Origin of the sequence: Frankia sp. EI5c (assembly GCF_001636565.1) — a bacterium.
Classification (GTDB): Bacteria; Actinomycetota; Actinomycetes; order Frankiales; family Frankiaceae; genus Parafrankia.
Map to the genome: position 1 here is coordinate 1 of NZ_LRTK01000115.1, position 17655 is coordinate 17655.

Annotated in this window: 10 protein-coding genes and 6 pseudogenes; 10 read left to right on the top strand and 6 right to left on the bottom strand. The window is 71.5% G+C overall.

What is annotated here, in order from left to right; genetic code table 11:
* Window positions 1-1197, bottom strand: a pseudogene (locus UG55_RS25505) (hypothetical protein); the annotation flags it as partial.
* Window positions 1198-1543: 346 nt separating this feature from the next.
* Between UG55_RS25505 and UG55_RS25510 the strand changes: the two are divergent.
* The 4 genes from UG55_RS25510 (at window position 1544) to UG55_RS25525 (ending at window position 5367) form a co-directional block, all read left to right on the top strand.
* The gene (locus tag UG55_RS25510) at window positions 1544-2197 is read left to right on the top strand and encodes a sigma-70 family RNA polymerase sigma factor (protein WP_083987198.1); all 654 of its coding nucleotides are present in this window, start codon (window positions 1544-1546) and stop codon (window positions 2195-2197) included.
* A complete protein-coding gene (locus UG55_RS25515) occupies window positions 2181-3326 on the top strand; it encodes a hypothetical protein (RefSeq protein ID WP_066074207.1) in 1146 nt (381 codons plus the stop codon). The genes UG55_RS25510 and UG55_RS25515 overlap by 17 nt, the downstream gene beginning before the upstream one ends.
* Window positions 3326-4339 carry an ABC transporter ATP-binding protein gene (locus tag UG55_RS25520; RefSeq protein ID WP_066074210.1) on the top strand — a complete coding sequence of 338 codons (1014 nt, stop codon included), beginning with the start codon at window positions 3326-3328 and terminating at the stop codon, window positions 4337-4339. Before UG55_RS25515 ends, UG55_RS25520 begins: the two co-directional genes overlap by 1 nt.
* 185 nt (window positions 4340-4524) lie before the next feature.
* On the top strand, window positions 4525-5367 hold the full coding sequence (locus UG55_RS25525) for an ABC transporter permease (protein WP_066074212.1): 843 nt from the start codon (window positions 4525-4527) through the stop codon (window positions 5365-5367).
* A gap of 119 nt (window positions 5368-5486) precedes the next feature.
* Here UG55_RS25525 and UG55_RS43825 read toward each other — a convergent pair.
* The 3 genes and pseudogenes from UG55_RS43825 to rnhA form a co-directional block, all read right to left on the bottom strand.
* Window positions 5487-6076, bottom strand: a pseudogene (locus tag UG55_RS43825) (glycosyl transferase); the annotation flags it as partial.
* A gap of 1 nt (window position 6077) precedes the next feature.
* A pseudogene (locus tag UG55_RS46410) lies at window positions 6078-7421 on the bottom strand (glycosyltransferase); the annotation flags it as partial.
* A gap of 292 nt (window positions 7422-7713) precedes the next feature.
* Window positions 7714-8205, bottom strand: coding sequence for a ribonuclease HI (gene rnhA, locus UG55_RS25535; protein ID WP_242425107.1), 492 nt, complete (start codon window positions 8203-8205; stop codon window positions 7714-7716).
* Window positions 8206-8336: 131 nt separating this feature from the next.
* On the opposite strand from rnhA, the gene UG55_RS43835 reads away from it, so the two are divergent.
* Entirely contained in the window at window positions 8337-9071 is a 735-nt protein-coding gene (locus tag UG55_RS43835) for a hypothetical protein (protein ID WP_083987199.1), read from the top strand.
* A gap of 787 nt (window positions 9072-9858) precedes the next feature.
* On the opposite strand, the pseudogene UG55_RS25545 reads toward UG55_RS43835, so the two are convergent.
* Window positions 9859-13396 (bottom strand): annotated as a pseudogene (locus tag UG55_RS25545) (SNF2-related protein); the annotation flags it as partial.
* Between the two features lie 253 nt (window positions 13397-13649).
* Window positions 13650-14243, bottom strand: coding sequence for a TetR/AcrR family transcriptional regulator (locus UG55_RS25550; RefSeq protein ID WP_066074241.1), 594 nt, complete (start codon window positions 14241-14243; stop codon window positions 13650-13652).
* 209 nt (window positions 14244-14452) lie between these two features.
* Between UG55_RS25550 and UG55_RS43840 the strand changes: the two genes are divergently transcribed.
* The 5 genes and pseudogenes from UG55_RS43840 to UG55_RS25570 all read left to right on the top strand — a co-directional run.
* The coding region (locus UG55_RS43840) for an FAD-dependent oxidoreductase (protein ID WP_242425108.1) at window positions 14453-15260 on the top strand (808 nt) is incomplete at its 3' end.
* Window position 15261: 1 nt separating this feature from the next.
* Window positions 15262-15583 (top strand): annotated as a pseudogene (locus tag UG55_RS43845) (FAD-dependent oxidoreductase); the annotation flags it as partial.
* 1 nt (window position 15584) lies between these two features.
* Window positions 15585-15948, top strand: a pseudogene (locus UG55_RS43850) (FAD-dependent oxidoreductase); the annotation flags it as partial.
* A 280-nt stretch (window positions 15949-16228) separates the two neighbouring features.
* Window positions 16229-17032 (top strand): extracellular solute-binding protein, encoded by an 804-nt coding sequence (locus tag UG55_RS27950; RefSeq protein WP_083987200.1) that lies wholly within the window; start codon window positions 16229-16231, stop codon window positions 17030-17032.
* A gap of 135 nt (window positions 17033-17167) precedes the next feature.
* Complete coding sequence (locus UG55_RS25570) at window positions 17168-17527, top strand: TOBE domain-containing protein (RefSeq protein WP_066074226.1); 360 nt, start codon at window positions 17168-17170, stop codon at window positions 17525-17527.
* Window positions 17528-17655 lie beyond the last annotated feature (128 nt).

Below are 17655 nucleotides of genomic sequence, written 5' to 3' on the forward strand. Positions count from 1 at the left end.
CCCGGCACCGCGCCCCGGGTCGACCTGCACTGTGATTATCAGAATTGGGATGGCGAGCGCGACCGCAAGCCCGACTCCGAGCAGCACCGGACGAGTGATCCGGGCTGTTCCGTTGGTGTCCCAGGAGCCTTCCTGGAAAAGCAGCGCGAGGAGGCCGAGGGCGGCGACGAGGAGGAAGACCACGGCGCTGACCGTCGCCGAGTAGTTGGTGAACGCCGGGCTCACCACCCGCTCGGCGGCGTCGGTCACGAGAAGCTCGTACGTCCCGGTCGGATCTGGGAGGTAATTGACGAGCGGGGTCGTTCGCCAGGCCTCGTGCAGTACCGGGCGGAACGAGTTCACGTCCGCGATCGCGGCGCACAGGAACAGCGAGAGGGTGACGCCCATGCCCGCGCCGAGATCGATGCAGGCGGCCTGCTCCCGCCCGGCCCTGGTCGCGGAGCCCAGCTGCGAGAACAGCATGTGGCCGACCTGGCCGAGCACCGCGAACACGCTGCCGGCGACGAACAGGGCCAAGGTCACTATGACCGACCAGGTGGCGAGCCAGCCGAGCCCCGCGGCCAGCCAGGACGCCAGCGCCTGGGCGACGCCCGCGACCCAGGCGAAGATCCCGTCGAGCAGGCCGAGCCGGATCACCAGGGCGATCGCCGCCAGGAGCGCGATCACGGCCGCGGTCGCCGCCCAGAGTCGATTCTGGTGCAGGAACAGCACGATGCTGTAGATGACGAACCCCACGAACGCGAGGGCGGCCAGCCCGAACAGCACGACGAAGATCCAGCCGAGGACGAGCCACAGCGGGCCGAACCAGGCGATCACATCCCTGATCAGCTCGGTGACGGACCGGGCGAACCGGGACACGGCGGCCCCGGCCGTGCAGAGCCAACCGATCAGTGGCAGCGCCAGCACGGCGAGCACGCCCGCGGTGACCATCGCGACGAACGGGCGCGCCGACCCGACCCGGGCCGCCCTGACCAGGGACGCCGCCCACAGCAGCGGAACGGCCAGCAGCACGCCGCGCAGCAGCAACGACACCTGATCGGTGATCGCGGGCTCCTGGAGTGCGCGCTGCCAGTCCGCGGAGGTGGTCTCGAGCCACGCGGTTACCGGCTCGGCCCAGGGCCGGTCGACACCCGCGTCCGCAAGGAGCCGAAAGAGCTCCGGAAGAGTCGCCATCAGGTATGCCAGGCCAAGGGCCATGATGAATGGGATGCCACCGAACCCGAATCCGGCGATCCTTCGGAACCTCATGCCAACTGTCAGGTTGGTCGTCACGGCACCTACCCCCGTCGATAGCCGCGAACAATGTGCGGCAGACGATACCGCCGCCACTTTCGGACGTCCACGGACATTGTCGGTGGGTACTTTTGGTTGCCAGGGCGCAAGCCGGGTTGATTTCCGGCCCGGCCGCCCACGGGGTCGCCCGGTGCCCGTGCCCGGTGCCCGTGCCCGGCGCCCGTGCCCGGTGCCCGTGCCGGAGCCCCGTGCCGGCGTGCCCGTGCCCACCTGAATGTCACACGTGGGCCTCCGGCGGTGCTGTATCGATATGGACCTGATTCGGCACGGGCAGGCGGCGGGCATCCCCGCCCTGGCAGGCCCCGGCACGGCTGCCGTCGCCGCCGGCCACCGGGACGGGGCGGAGGGGAGGGGCGGTCGCGTGGTGCTGTCTCATCCCGGCCGGTGTCCCGCCGCCGGCGCGGCGCAGGTACGGCCCGACCTGGACGAGGTGTTCCGGCGCGACTACCGGGTGGTTGTCAGCGTGGCCGCCGGGGTGCTCGGCGACCGCGACCAGGCGCAGGACGTCGCCCAGGAGGTGTTCCTGTCGTTCAGCCGGTCGGCGGTGCCGGCGGCCCGCACCCGTGGCTGGCTCTGTGTCGCCGCCGCGCACACCGCGCTGAACACGATCCGCTCGCACCGGCGGCGTGCCGGGCGGGAGGAGGCGGCGGCGACGGTCGAGAACACCGTCGTCCCGGATGTGGCCGAGGCGGTGGTCGCGCGGGACGAGCATCGCCAGGTGCGCGCCGCCCTCGCCCGGCTGCCGCGCACCCAGGCCGTGGCGCTGCTGCTCAGGCACAGCGGCCTGAGCTACGCCGACGTCGCCGCGGCTCTCGACATGTCACCGACCAGCATCGGCACCACCGTCCGCCGGGCCGAGGCCGCACTGCGCAAGGAGCTGAACCGTCATGGGTCACACATCTGACGGCGTGCTGCGCCGGCTGCTCGACGAGCCGGCCGGGGTGGCCGACACCGACCGCGAGCACGCCGCGGGCTGCCCGCGCTGCCTGGCGGCGCTGGCCGCCATGCGCGCGGACGCGGTCATCGTCGGCGCGGCGCTGGCCGGCAACCTCGGCGCCACCGGCGGTGGCCCGGGTGAGGTCGACGGCCTCGATGAGGAGGCGGCCTGGCGGCGTCTGGTGGCGGCGATGCCCGCCGCGGGAACGGACCCTGCGGCCGGGCACGCACGCACCCGGCCCCAGACGGGCCCGCTGTCCGCGCGCCGTCCGCGGCTGGGGTCGTCCGCGCGACGTCCGGTGGTCGCGGCGCTGGTCGCCGTCGCCGTGCTCGCCGGGGCGGGTACCGCCGCCGCGAACGGCTGGTTGCAGATCTTCCGGACGGAGCGGGTCGCGGTGATCGGCCTCAGCACGGCCGATCTCGTCGCGTTGCCCGACCTGCGGGCCTACGGCCAGGTGGAGGTGAGCCAGGAGGCGGACCTGCGGGAGGTTGACAACGCGGCCGACGCGGCCAGGCGGACCGGTCTCGACCTGCCCGACATCGGCCGGCCACCGACCGGTGTCGACGGCGAGCCGCGCTACCAGGTGAGTGACCAGGTGGAGGGGGTGTTCACCTTCTCGGCGCAGCGCGCGGCGCAGGCCGCCGCGGCCGCGGGCGAGGCGCTCCCGCCGGTTCCGCCCGGCCTGGACGGCACTCGGGTGCGGCTGGTCGCCGGCCCGGGCGTGGCGCGGGTCTGGCCGTCCGCGGCCGGGATGCCGGCGCTGATCGTGGGTCGCGCGGTGGCGCCCAAGGCGTTCTCGTCCGACGTCCCGTTCGAAACGGTCCGCGACTACATGCTGTCGCTGCCCGGCCTGCCGGACCATGTCGCGAGGCAGCTCCGCGCCTTCACGGCGGACGGCGCCACCCTGCCCCTGCCGGTGCCCACCGACGACGTCACCACGACGACCGTGGATCTCGACGGCGTCCAGGCGACCGCGCTGGCCAGCCGGGACGGCTCCTTCGCGGCGGTGGTCTGGGTCGACGAGGGCGTCCTGAGCGTGGTGGGTGGCTCGCTGTCCACCAAGGAGCTCCTCCCGATTGCCGGGAAGCTGCGGTGATGGCGGTGAGTAACGTCGACGAGATCACGCTCCGGGACACCGCGCGGCTGGTCGAGGGTCTGGAGCCGTCGCCCGCGGTGTGGTGCTCGGGTCTGCGGAAGCGGTACGGCCGGCGCACGGCCGTCGCGGACGTGTCTCTGGAGGTGGCGCGGGGGCAGGTCGTCGGCCTGCTGGGCCCGAACGGGGCCGGCAAGACCTCGGTGATCAAGATGCTGCTGGGGCTGGTCCGCCCGGACGAGGGCGAGGTGCTGCTGCTCGGGCGGCCGGCCACCGATCCGGCGGCCAGGACCCGTGTCGGCTACCTGCCCGAACTCTTCCGCTACCAGCCCTGGCTGAGCGCGGACGAGGTGATGACCCTGCACGTCCGGCTGTCAGGCCTGGAGGTGAGCACGCGGGAGCGACGGGCCTGCCTGGCCCTGGTCGGGCTGGCCGAGCGGGTCGGCGACCGGGTGGGCGGGTTCTCCAAGGGGATGCAGCAGCGGCTCGGCCTGGCGGTCGCGCTGGTGGCCCGTCCGGAACTGGTGATCCTCGACGAGCCGACGAGCGCCCTGGACCCGCTCGGGCGCGCCGACGTCCGCGACATCGTGCTGGATCTGCGTTCCCGCGGCGTCGCGGTGCTGCTCAACTCGCATCTGATCGGCGAGGTGGAGCGGGTGTGCGACCGGGTGGTGATCCTCGACCACGGCCGGGTCGCGGCCGCCGGCTCGCTGCCGGAGCTCCTCGGCCAGCGCGCGCTCCGGCTGCGGCTGACCGACGTCTCCCCGGCCGCCCATCGGCGGCTGGCGGCGGCCGGCACGGTCGAGCGGTCGGACGACTGGTTCACGGTGGTGCTGCCACCCGACGAGGCCGACCCGGATCCGGCCTCCAGGGAGGTGGTTCCCGACTTGGTGGCCGCGCTCGTCGCGCTGGGGGTGCGGGTGCACTCCGTCGAGCCCGCGCGGATCAGCCTGGAGGAGCGGCTGCTCGGCATCCTGCGCGAGGGCACCGCCGACCGACCGGAGGGCGACCGATGACATCCCGACCAGCACCGCCGGGGTCAACCTCACCGGCAGTACCAGCACCAGGCTCCCCGGCCTCCCCGGCCGTTGCGCCGTCCCCTTCGTCCAGGACGTCCCGGACGTCCCGGAACTCTCCGTCGCCCCGGACGAGGGCGGGCGGGACGTCCTCGGGGTGGCTGGGGGCGGGGACGCTCCGGGTTGTGCTCACCATCGCCGTGCTCACGCTGCGGGAATCGTCACGGCGCAAGGTGATGCTCGCGCTCGGTGCGCTCACGGTGATGCTGCTGGCGCTGAGCGGCTGGGGGTTCTCCCAGCTGGGCGGCGGGTCGGAGCTGGGTGAGCTGACCACCGGCGAGCGGCTGGTGGCATCCTCCCAGATCCTCAACCTGGTCATGTTCGGTTTCAGCCTGATCGCCGCGCTGGGCACCGCGTTCCTCGCCGGCCCCACGCTCGCCGGCGAGACCGAGTCGGGCATCGCGCTGGCGGTGCTCGCCCGGCCGGTCCGCCGCTCGGCGTTCCTGCTGGGCAAGTGGCTCGGCCTGGTGGTGTTCGGCTGCGTCTACATCGTGCTCGCCGGGCTGGCCCAGTGCCTCGTCGTCAAGGCGGCGGCCGGCTACTGGCCGCCGCGGCCGGCGACGGCTCTCGCGCTGCTCGCCGCGCAGGTGACCGTGCTGCTGACCCTCGCCCTCCTGCTGTCGACGGCGGTGTCGCCGATGGCCTCCGGCGTGGTCTCGATCGGTCTGTTCGGGGCTACCTGGGTGGCCGGGGTGGTCGGGGGCGTGGGCGCGGCGCTCGAGAACAGCAGCATGGAGCGGATCGGCACCGTGTCGCGGATTCTGCTGCCCACCGACGGCCTGTGGCGCGGGGCGATGAACGCGTTCCAGGACCCGTCGGTGTTCCAGCGGCTCAGCGGCAGCGACATCCAGGCATTCCCCTTCCTGAGCATGGCATCGCCGACCGGCGCCTACCTGCTGTGGGCGGTGGTGTGGGTGGTCATGATCTGGAGCCTGGCGGCGGTGTCCTTCCTGCGAAAGAACCTCTGAATCGCCCCGCCGGACCGCGCGCGTGTTGGTCAGCTGGTCAGTCGGTGTCAGCTGGTCAGTCGGTGTCAGCTGGTCAGTCGGTGTCAGCTGGTCAGTCGGTGTCAGCTGGTCAGTCGGTGTCAGCTGGTCAGCAGGGCTGTGGCGGCGAAGCCGAGCACCGTCACCGCGATGGCGACCCGGATGGGGAGCTGAACCCGCTCGACCACTGCGGATCGTTCCGACAGCGCGGACAGCGGCCCGGAGATCATCGCCAGCAGAGCGCCCGCCCACACCAGCGTGGACAGGTCGGCCACGTCCGGGTTGAGCCCGACCACGACGACGGTGGCGATCAGCGTGGCCGCGAAGAGGGCCTGCGGGAGCAGCAGGAGCGACATCCGGGGCAGTGCGGTCTTCGCGGTGGCGCCGGCTTCGGGACGTCCGGCGAGCACCACGCGCAGGAAGGCCAGCGCGTAGAGCGGCGCGTTGAACAGGGTGCTGGCGATCGTGCGGTGCGCCCCGCGCAGGCCGGCGTAACGGGCGATGAGCAGCATCGACCCGGCGAGGTAGGGCAGGGCGTGCAGCATGTAGGCGGTCAGCGAGACCCCGGCGGCGATCTGCACTCCCGCCAGCGCGTTCATCGGCGGCCCGAGCAGGAACAGCATCTGCGCGCACGCCACCAGGTAGCCGACGCCGGTGTGCAGGTAGTGCGCGCGCTGCCAGCCGGTCAGCCNCGGCTTGCGCACCGGGCTGTCGAACAGCAGCAGGCGCAGCCCGTCCATCGCCCACCGGCTGCGCTGCTTGGCGTACTCGGCCGCGGTCGCCGGCGCGATCCCGACGGACACCGGCTCCGGGTGGTACACACTGCGCCACCCGCGGGCGTGCAGCTCGTAGGAGGTGTGCAGGTCCTCGACGATGTTCCACTCGCTGAACCCGCCCACCGACGCCAGCGCCGTCCGCCGGTAAAGGGTGCCGTTCCCGCAGGAGGAGGCGGCGCCGTCCCGGTCCTTCGCGGGCTGCACCGCCCGGTACAGCATTGGCTCGGCGTTGTTGAGGACGTCGTGCCGGCCGACGTCGAAGCGCTGTTCGGTGCAGACGAACCCGACCTGCGGAACCCGCAGGTAGCCCAGAACCCGTTCGGCCAGGTCGGGCACGGCGACGTGGTCGGCGTCCAGCGTCATGATCGCGTCGGCGTCGGTGCGCGCGAGGGCGTGGTTGAGATTGGCCGCCTTGCCCTTCCGCCCGCTTGTGCGGGTGAAGCAGGTCAGCCCGAGCCGGGCGGCGAGCTCGTCGATCTCGTGCCAGTTCTCCCGCCGCGCGATCCGGCCGTCGTTGAGGACGTAGGTGCGGTGTGGGTAGTCGATCGCCATCGCGGCCCGCAGGGTCGCCTCGACGATCTCCACCGGCTCGCCGCAGACGGTGACGAAGACGTCGAGGGTGCCGGCGGGTGCCGGCGGGCGCCGTACCTGCCCGGGCCGAATCCGGGACGTCATCACCGCCGTCCACACGATCGTGAGGTAGCTGCCGACCTCCGCCGAGTAGAAGAGGCGCCCGGCCACGCCCGTCCCGCTCAGGGTGCCTGCCCGCCAGGTCAGGTACACGGCGCCGATCAGGACGACCGCGACCGCCAGACCGGGCCCGGCGAGCGCCGTGAGCCGGCCGACGGGCACCCGCTTCCAGGTGTCGTCCTGCGTCAGCGGTGGTGGATCGGACAGCGTCTCGAGCGGGCCGAGCCCGGTGCCGCGGGTGCCGCGGGTGCCGCGGGCGCTGTGGGTGCCGCGGGCGCCGTCACCCGCTCCGGCCGCGGGGTGGGCTGCGACGGACGACTGCGGAGGAACAGCGGGAATCGCCGGAATCGTGGTGTCCACGGGTGCGGCGGAAGCCCTGGAAACAGCGGAGAAAGAGGGCGTTCTGGGCGGCGAGGTGTCGGGCTGGCCGACCCCTGACAGCTGAAGCCGCGGGCGGTCGTTTTCCGTCGCCCATAGCGTTACCTCGCGGTCATCCGTGCTGATTGCGTCCTGGGGTCCGGCCTGGTCCACCACGCGATCTCCTCTCGATCTTCGGCGGCATCCTCCCATCTCGTCTTTTGTTCAAATGCACCGCCCGGTGGCTGGCTCGGTCACCTCGTGAGAGATCTGCCGGTTCCCGGGGGTTCTGTGCGTCCGGCGCGTAGTTGCCCAGAAAATTCCTTACCGGCCGGTGTGGTATGCCCCGGGGCTCGATTCCCGGTGATGTCGATCAGGGACATTTGGCATGCCGTTAATTGCTTGTGATCACGGTGTTGCGGGCGAACTCCATCAGGCGAGCTGGCCGAAAAGGTGAGAAACGATCCGCACCATGCCCAGCGGATGTCCCTCCCGGGGCGCGGGCTCAGCGCGAGCCGGCGCGGGCCTCCGCCAGGCCGCGTCGCGCGAGGCGGTCGGCGCGCTCGTTGTCAGGGTGCCCGGCGTGCCCGCGCACCCAGAGCCATTCGATGTCGTGGCGGCCGGTCAGCGAGTCGAGCCGCTGCCACAGGTCAGCGTTCTTGACCGGCTTCCTGTCCGCGGTCTTCCACCCGTTGCGCTTCCACTGGTGCAGCCAGCCGTTCACCCCGTTGCGCAGGTACTGGCTGTCGGTGTGGACGCGTACGACCGACGGTCGGCTCAGCGCCTCCAGGGCCTTGATTGCGGCGAGGAGCTCCATGCGGTTGTTCGTGGTGTCGGCGGCATCCCCGCCGTAGATCGTCTTCTCGTGGCGGCCGTACCGCAGGATCGCACCCCACCCGCCGGGGCCCGGATTGCCGCTACAGGCCCCGTCGGTGAAGATCTCCACCCCGGCGGCCGGGGGAGGCGTCGCCGCCTCGATGCCACGGGATGGGGCCACCCGGGGATGGTATAGGCCCGGCAGGCACGAACCGCGGCGATGACCGGTCCGCGCCGGCCGCCGGAAAACGGTCCGCGCCGGCCGCCGGAAAACCGGTGGTTCGACCGAGTCCGGCCGGCAACACTGGGCGGGTGACCGACACCCCGTTCCGGATCGGTGCGCTGACCCTGGCCACCGACGTGAGCCCGGCTGACTGGGTTGTCGCGGGGACCGGAAGCTTCGACTACACGGTCGGCTCGCTGGTGCCGCGCGGCTTCGCCGCCTACGCCCGAGTGTTCCACCCGGCCTGGCAGGGTGGGGAGGAGGTCAGCTGGGCCACCGTCGCGCGCGCGAACGGGCGCGTGGACCACCCGTCGATGGAGTGGATCTCGATCACCGGCTCCTGGCGATATCTGCAGAGTGGCCAGCAACCTGGTCTGTGGGACACCCCGCCCCTCCAGGGTTCGCTCCCCATCCCGCAGGCAGCCCGTCTCGCCGAGCTGCTCGCCCCGCACACCTCGACCGCCGAGCGGTGCTGGTTCGCCGTGTGGGAGGGCTTCGGCGCGCTCGCCGTCCCCACCGATCGAAGTCCGCTGATCCCGATGCGGCATCGGTCCATGGTCGCGCTGACCGGGCCGCTGTCCGCGGTGACCACTTCGCTGGAAGAACCGCCCTGGGAGCAGCTGGCCAGCCTGTGGTGGCCGGAGGACCGTGCCTGGTGTGTCGCCACCGACGTCGACCTGATGAGCACCTACGTCGGCGGCAGCGCGGAATGCATCGATGCGCTCACCAGAGATCACCGGATCGAGGCCGTGGCCGTTCCCGCCGACCAGCGGATCACCTGGGACAGCGATGGCCTCAACCCCACCCCAGCCCGCGGATCCTAGGCCGCACTCGTGGATCACGGTCGGGTGGTTCGGGGCAGGATGCCGGGTGGTTGTGGCTGCCCGAGGCCGCGGCGGCGGTGGCCAGCCCGGAGCCCCCGCCCGGGGTGACAGACCTGTCTGATCGGACGGGACGCCCCGGGTAGCGAGCCGGTCGCGAGGCCCGGCGAGCGACCGCTCCGGGCCGGCACCGGGACATCATCGCCCCACCCCTTGCGATGTCCAGCGCCCCGCCCGCGGGCACCTCGGCCCGCGGCCACCCGGTCGAGGCGCGGCCAGCGGGCCGCCGCATCCGGCGGAACCCGCCGCAACGCCGCCACCAGGGCTTTCAGCGGGCGCACAGGCCCCGAAACAGCCCTCACCCACCCCGCGCCGCCCGTCCGCGAGTGTGCGCCGACGGCGACTGAAGACCTCGTTGTGTCTCCGCTCCCGGAGGGCTTGCGCCCCCTCCACCACCGGGGTTGTCAACACCTCTCCCGAAGAGACACCACGAGGTCTTCAGTCGCCGCATCGCCACACCCGCGCCGCCACCCGAAACGCTGACCGCCACTGTCAGATCACCCGCCCACCACGCCCACCACGCCCACCACCGCCCGCACCCGCGTCCGCCCGCACCCGAGCCCGCCCGCACCCGAGCCCGCCCGCACCCGCCCGCCCACGGATCACCGGAAGCCCCACCCTGGCCAGGCCGGCGGCTCCGGCGGCGGCTCCTCGCGGGCGGCGGTCCGGCACTGCTTCAGACGACCAGCACTACTTCAGGAGAGCAGCGCGCGGATGTCGTCGGCGTCCNGCGTGGCGTCGACGAAATCGCCGTTGTCCATGACGCCGGAGAACAGCTCCGCCTTGCGCGCCTTCAACGCCATCACCTTCTCCTCGATGGTGTCGCGGGACACCAGCCGGTACACCATGACGTTGCGGGACTGCCCGATGCGATGAGTACGGTCGACCGCCTGCGCCTCGGTGGCCGGATTCCACCACGGGTCGAGCAGGAAGCAGTAGTCCGCCTCCGTCAGGTTCAGACCGGATCCGCCCGCCTTGAGACTGATGAGGAAGACCGGCGCGGTCCCTTCCTTGAACCGCCGCACCACCTCGGCCCGGTTGCGGGTCCCGCCGTCGAGATAGCAGTACTCGACCCCGCCCGCGTCGAGTGACTCCCGCACCAGGCCGAGGAAGCGGGTGAACTGGCTGAACACCAGCGCCCGGTGCCCGCCGTCGACGACGTCCCGCAGCTGTTCGAGCAGCACGTCCACCTTGGCGCTGGGCAGCTCGCCGTAGCTGTCGTCCACCAGGCCGGCGTGCAGGCTGAGCTGCCGCAGCGCCGTCAACGACCGCAGAATGGTGAAGCGGTTGCGGTTGATGTCGTCGATGAGGCCGAGCACCTTCTGCCGCTCGCGCTGCAGGTGCGTCTGGTAGACCCGGCGGTGCTTCGCGTGCAGCTCCACCTCCAGAACCTGCTCCTGCTTCGCGGGCAGCTCGGGCGCGACCTGCTCCTTGGTGCGCCGGATCATGAGCGGCCGGATCCGCCGCCGCAGCTGGGCGAGGCGTTCGGAGTCACCGTGCTTCTCGATCGCGCGAGCGTAGTACCCGTCAAACCGGCCGCGGTTCGGGAACAGCCCCGGCGCAGTGATCGACAGCAGTGACCACAGCTCCATCACGTTGTTCTCCAGCGGCGTTCCGGTCACCGCCAGTTTGAACGGCGCGGGCAGCAGCCGCGCGCACTGGTACGCCTTCGACTGGTGGTTCTTGACGGTCTGCGCCTCGTCGAGAATCAGGCCGGCCCAGGAGACGGCGGAGTACGCCTCGTTGTCGAGCCGGAAAAGCGTGTAGGACGTCACGACCACATCAGCGGCCGCGGTGATCTCGGTGAGGCTCCCGCCCCGGCGCCGCAGCGTGTCGGCGACGACCGCGACCCGCAGCGACGGCGCGAAGCGGGCGGCCTCGGCGGCCCAGTTCGACACGACACTCGTCGGCGCGATGATCAGGAACGGTGGCAGCGCCGGGTCGGCCTGCCGGGCGTGGCAGATCAGCGCCAGCGACTGCACCGTCTTGCCGAGGCCCATGTCGTCGGCGAGGATCCCGCCGAGCTGGCAGTCCCACAGGAAGCTCAGCCACCGGAACCCGTCCCCCTGGTAGGGCCGCAGGCTCGCCCGGAGTGTCTCCGGCGGCTCCTTCGCGCCGGCGGAGTCGAGGTCCAGCAGCCCGGAGACCTGCCGGCGCCACTCCTCGGCCTGGCGGACGACGACGCCGATGCTGACGAGCTCCTCCCACAGCCCGGCCTGGAAGCGGCTGATGCGCAGCGTGCCGCCGGGGGCGTCCCGCAGCTCCTTCGCCTCCTCGACCAGGTCGCGCAGCGTCCGCAGGTCGGGCCGGTCCAGGCTGAAGTAGGTGCCGTCCTCGAGGAGCAGGTGCGATTCCTGCCTGCTCAGCGCCACCAGGAGCGCCGAGAACGGGATCTCGCGCCCGTCCAGCGTGACGGCGACCCCGAGATCGAACCAGTCCCGCTCGCCGGGAACCTCGTCCGTCGCGACCTCGATCTGAAGCAGGTCACCGGCCTCGCGGTAGTCCGCGGGACGTCCGCTGACCTCGACCGTGATCTCCTCGTGCGCCGTGAGCGCGGGGAGCAGCTCCGTCGCGAACCGCATCGTCTCGACCCCGCTCAGACGCACCGGGTCGGCCGAGATGTACTCGTCCTCAAGGTGCGGCTGCCGGCCGGCGCCCCAGCCCGGCGACAGCAGCGCGGTGGAGCCCGGCGGCAGCCGCAGACCGGCGAGGATCCTGGCCTCGGCCTCCCTGTCCCGGAACCCGCTGACGGGTGCGCCTCCGATGCCGTTGCCGGCCGCTCCGCCGCCGCGAGCGGCGCCACCGCCGCCACCACCACCACCGGCGGCGTCGCCGGGGCCGTCGGGATCGTCGTGGCCGCTCAGCGGTGCCCGAAGTGGCGTGCCGCCGACCGTGTAGGCCCACTCCCAGGTGATCTCGGAGGTGTGGGACGGCCCGAAGTCCGCCCGCAGGACGAGTGCCGGCGGCGTGATCACCGGCGGCTCGAAGGAACCGTCACTGGAGATGATCCGGGCCACGCGCCGCAGCCCCGGGTAGAACTCGGCCTCGAACCGCGCGCGCCCGTTGGCCGGAATCCGCAGGCTCCGGTTCGCCAGCGCCAGCCGAACCAGCGCCGGCGGGGCGGGAGCGCTCAGCCGGGCCAGCTGGATGCGCCAGTCCTCGTGGTTGTCCGTGACCGCGATCTCCGCCCGGTCGATGCCGACGAGCCCGTGGTCGCCGATGAACGCGAACGGCGCCACCGCCGTGTCCGTGTCGGCCAGGCGAAGCAGGGGAGCGATGGTGAGCGGCGTCGCCTTCCTGGTTCCGGGTCCGGCGCTGGTCACGTCAAGGCAAAGTTCCGCGGAAACGTAGGGCCCGATGTCCCCGAGCCGTTTACGCCCGTGCACCAGCCGCACGCCGGCGGCGGCGGCCTCGTCGAGCAGCGGCCACAGCCGGGAACTCGTGAAGGCGCCGAGATCGAGGTATTTATCGTCCCCGTAAGAATAGGCGCCGTACGCGGTCTCCTCCTGCCCGGAAAGGTAGACGGCGTACATCTCCCGCAGGATCCGCACATGCGCCGGGAGAAAGCTGTCCAGCTGGTAGTACCCGTAGGGTGAGTTCAGCTTCGACCAGGAGAGCGCGTTGACCCAGGTGGTCTTCCCGGGTTTCACCAGGCGCGCGCGTACTCCCAGGCGCGGCCCGCCGCCGCGGCTCCTCGGCTGGGCCGTCGGCATCTCGGCGGAGAGCGTGAGCTCGATGGCCAGCGGCGTCCCGCCTCCAGACTCGTCCTTCGCCGACCGCCCTGCGAGCAGCGCCGACAGTGACGATGCCCAGCTGCTCGACCCGGCGGCAGTCCCCCGACCCCCGCTGCCGGCACCCCGGCCTGCACCACCAGCGCTTCGGACCACACGACCGGCGGCCCGGACCGGGCGGTTGTCAGCCGGGTGCGCGCCACCTCCTCCGTCCCGGCGGCCAGCGGGCGCCTGCATGACCGCCGTCAGCACGAGCGCGACGGCATGCTTGCAGTCGACGCCGACCGGGCAGGTGCACTGGGAGTCCTCGAACCACCATGGCTCCGCGGAGCCGCGCCCGCTGAAATAGACCGTGGTCACATAACGCTCTCCGTGGCTTCCCGCCACCATGCCGTAAAGCGCTTCTCCCTCCGGACGCCACGACATCTCGACCACGGCACCCTGCTGCGCGTACTGCATTCCCCGCCGGTAGGTGGTGTCGCCCACCGCGGCACGCAGGTGACTCCGGTCGACTTTCTGCAGTTCCGCGGGCAGCATGCGCACGACGCTAACAGCGACCCAGGCCGGCTCTGCCGCTCCGTACCAGCAGAGACCACGCGGGGTTGACACCCGGTAGCGCTCCATCACCGCACCACCACAACCGCCACCACAACCGCCACCACAGCACCGCCACCATGCCATCACCGCCACGCACCGCATCGTCGCTGCGGGCCGGTCTCGAAGGCAGGGTGACCGTCGGCCCACCCCGATGCCGGTTCGGTGACGACCACGGTCCCTGGGGCCGAAGTGGTTACCTGGAGTAGCCCCGGACAAAGAGCCCTACGGCCGAGCGGAGGGCTCTGTCGAGGTCCGGGTCGTCGAGAGCTGGCGGGGTGTGGATGGCGAAGGTGCCGAGTTCGGTCATCTCCCAGACGGTCCCGTTGACGAGGGCGATGAAATGGCCGGCGGCACGGGCGGGATCGTCGATGCGCAGCGCGCCGCCGTGTGCGAGGCGGGCGAGCTGGCCGATCAGCTCCGACCAGACGGGTGCGGCCACCCGCTGGCGCCAGAGCTGCATCAGCTGCGGGTGCCGGGGTCCTTCGGTCTGCAGAAGCAGGCGCAGCGACGAGGTGCGCGGGTGCAGGAAAGTCGCCATGATCCTGCGCGCGAGCTCGTTCAGGTAGACCTCGGGGTCCGGCAGACGGCTGGGGAAGTGCGCGGTCGCATCGCGCAACGTGCCCAGCGTTGCGGTGAGGTGTTCGTCGATGACAGTGAGAAACAGGGTCTCTTTGTCGCCGAAGTGGTTGTAGACGGTCTGGCGGGAGACCGGAGTGGCCGCGGCGACGTCCTCCAGCGTGGTCGTCGCGTACCCCTGGCGGACGAAGAGGTCCAGCGCCGCCGCCATGATCGCGTCACGCTTGGCCGGTCGGCCGCGGCTGGCCGTCCGCGGGTGCCGCGGCGGCTCGGGGGCTTGCTCGGGCACCCTCTCACCCTAGTCTTGGACGCCGGTGTCTAGAATTCTGGACGATCCTGTCCATCCACTGCCGTCGACGGCTGCGTCGAGCCGCGGATCCCGCCGGCCGAACGGGACCGCGACCGCGCGAAGGAGGCACCGTGGCCGAACCCGGGCACCCCCATACCGTTGCCGGGCACCCCCATACCGTTGTCATCGGCGCCGGCCCCGCCGGGCTGACTGCCGCCTACCGGCTGGCGTCACGCGGCGCGCCGGTCACGGTGTTCGAGTCCGACGACGTCGTGGGTGGGATCAGCCGCACCGTCGTCCGGGATGGCTGGCGGTTCGACATCGGTGGGCACCGCTTCTTCACCAAGGTCGCGGAGGTGGAAGCGCTCTGGGGCGAGATCCTGCCCGCGGAGGACTTTCTGCTCCGGCCGCGGATGAGCCGCATCTACTACCAGGGCAGGCTCTACGACTACCCGCTGAAAGCCCTGAACGCCCTGCGCAACCTCGGGCCGCGCGAGGCCACGCTCGCGATCGGCTCCTACCTGCACGCCCGGGCGCGCCCGCCGAAGGACCAGGACACCAACTACGAGTCATGGCTGGTGGCCCGGTTCGGCTGGCGCCTGTACCGGACGTTCTTCAAGACCTACACGGAGAAGCTGTGGGGAATCCCGGTCAGCGAGATGCCTGCGGACTGGGCCGCTCAGCGGGTCAAGAACCTGTCCCTTTCGACGGCGATCGTCAACGCGGTCCTTCCGAAACGGAACCAGAAGAAGATCACCAGCCTCATCGAGGAGTTCCGCTACCCGAAGTACGGACCGGGGATGATGTGGGAGGAGGCCGCCCGCAAGGTCGAGAAGAAGGGCGGCCAGATCGTCCTGAACTCGGCCGTGACGGCTATCCACCGGGCGGATGGGCGGGCTGTCGCCGTGACGGTCACCACCGCCTCCGGGCAGCGGAACCNGGTGCCCGCCGAGCACGTGATCTCCTCGATGCCGATGTCCGCGCTGCTCACGAGCATGGATCCGCCGCCGCCCGCGCACGTCCTCGACGCGGCGAATGACCTCCGCTACCGCGACTACCTGACGGTCGCGCTGATCGTGCCGTTGGAGTTCAGCTTCCCGGACAACTGGATCTACATCCATGATCCCGGTGTGCGGGTGGGGCGCATCCAGAACTACGGATCGTGGTCGCCGTACCTGGTGAAGGAAGGCCGCACCTGCCTCGGTCTGGAATTCTTCGTGTTCGAGGGGGACGACATGTGGACGAGATCCGACGACCAGCTCNTCGCGCTGGGTACGGCGGAACTCGAGGCCCTCGGCCTGATCAGCCCGGGTTCCGTCGAGGGCGGGCATGTGGTCCGGGTGCCCAAGGCCTACCCGACCTACGACCAGTTCTACCGGCGCAATGTCGAGGTCATGAGAGCCTGGTTGGCGGAGAACGCCGCCAACGTGTATCCCGTCGGCCGCAACGGAATGCATCGCTACAACAACGCCGACCATTCGATGCTGACGGCGATGCTCACCGTGGAGAACATCCTCGACGGCACCCGGCATGACGTGTGGACCGTCAACGTCGAACAGGAGTACCACGAGGAGAAGGCGGCCACCGGAGCCGGGACCTCAGCGGTCGCGGGAACCGGCCGTGATGCNCCCGTCATCCGACGCCGGGGGTGACGGGGCGCTTCCAAGACCTGCCGCACCGCGCCGTGTCGTGCCGGCGGCCGGGAGTTCCGTAGGCGGCAGCGGGGAGCCCTGCCGGGGGCAGTCGAGCCGGTGGATATCCGGCCCGGCTGTCGATTCGAAAACGCAATGGCCGGATCGGAATTTACGTTTGCGTTCGGCTATCCAGGGCGGCACTAGGACGAGCATGTCGCCGGCATCTCCCGGCAGGTTCTCTCCGCGGTCGCCGTCGACGGCACCGTCAAGGCCATGCCGTACACGATGTCGATCCCGATCGTGTACCTCAACGCGGACCTGTTCCGGGCCGCCGGTCTCGATCCGAGCGATCCGCCGTCCACTGTCGAAGATGTGAAGGCGGCCGCGCTCAAAATCAAGGCGACGGGCGCCGAAGGCGTTTATTACAGCGTTGTCGACTCCGGCAAGTCGGACTTCATGACGCAGTCGGTGGTGAACAGCAACGGCGGGAGCCTCGTCGACGCCAAGGGCGGGATCACCCTGGACGCCAAGCCCGCCGTCGACGCACTGGCGACGCTGCGGGACCTCACGAAGTCCGGCGCGATGCCCGCCGTGAACACCGAGACGGCGCTGGCCGCGTTCACCAGCGGCAAGCTCGGCATGCTGGTCGGGAGCAGCGCCGTTCTCGCGAGCGCGATGAAGGCCGCGAAGGACAAGTTCGAACTGCCTACGGCCGGCTTCCCCACCTTCGGCTCCAAGCCGGAGAAGCCCACCTACTCGGGCGCCGGTCTCGCGGTGCTCGCCAAGGACGACCAGCACAAGCGTGCCGCCTGGGAGTTCGTCAAGTTCGCCACCAGCGAGGCCGGCTTCGAGAAGCCCTGGCAATCATGCTCTGGAAGCACCAGGGGAAGGCGAGCGACCGCCACCGATCGCTGCTGTTCATGCCCGTCGTCCTCGCGCCGGTGGCGACGGCGGTGGTGTGGCGGTTCATCCTCGACCCGCTCGGCGGGGTGGCCAACCGGACGCTCGGGGCGGTCGGCCTGCCCGAGCAGGACTGGCTCGGCGATCCCGGCACTGCCATCTGGGCGCTGTCGCTGATCACGGCGAGCCGGTTCGTGGCGCAACCGCCGGGACGTCGGCGGAGGGCGGTCTGCGCGCGCTGCTTCCCGGCGGTGTCGTGGCCCCCGGCGGTGCTGGGGCTGCCTGCGGTGCTGTGGGGCTGCCGGTTCCGCGGTGCCGCCCCGCGTCCGGCTGGGCTGGCGGCCGGGTGACGCGGTACTGGACGCATCCCCGGCCGACAAATCGCTCGCACTGCCCGGGACGGCGGCGAGTGGCGCCGGGCTGGTCGTCTCGGGGCTGGTCGACGTCGTGGAGTTCACCGGTGACTCCGCCGTGGTCCACTGCACCGGGGAGTTCGGCCGGTGGGCGGTGACCGTGCGGGCGGGGGCCGACCAGCCGGCGGTCGGCGACCGGGTCCGCGCCCGCGTCGCAGCCGACGACCTGCACCTTTTCGATCTGGACCGCGGCCGACGCCTCCCGGACCCGACACCCGGCCCGGCCGCCGGCACGGATCACGCGGGCGACACCGCCTGAAGGCCGGGCCGGGACGAAGCTCACGGCCCGGCCGGGGGCGAGGCGAGCGCGGCCTCCACCTGGCTGCGCACCTGCGAGGGGTCGACGCCGAGCTGGGTGAGCAGGTCGTGCCCGCCGCGGACGTCCTC

What these genes read in the sequence shown, in the direction of transcription:
- UG55_RS25550 (WP_066074241.1), bottom strand. Translation starts at nt 14,243, where the DNA reads ATGGCGGCGGCGCTGGACCTCTTCGTCCGCCAGGGGTACGCGACGACC.
- UG55_RS25510 (WP_083987198.1), top strand. Translation starts at nt 1,544, where the DNA reads ATGGACCTGATTCGGCACGGGCAGGCGGCGGGCATCCCCGCCCTGGCA.
- UG55_RS27950 (WP_083987200.1), top strand. Translation starts at nt 16,229, where the DNA reads ATGCCGTACACGATGTCGATCCCGATCGTGTACCTCAACGCGGACCTG.
- UG55_RS25520 (WP_066074210.1), top strand. Translation starts at nt 3,326, where the DNA reads ATGGCGGTGAGTAACGTCGACGAGATCACGCTCCGGGACACCGCGCGG.
- UG55_RS25515 (WP_066074207.1), top strand. Translation starts at nt 2,181, where the DNA reads ATGGGTCACACATCTGACGGCGTGCTGCGCCGGCTGCTCGACGAGCCG.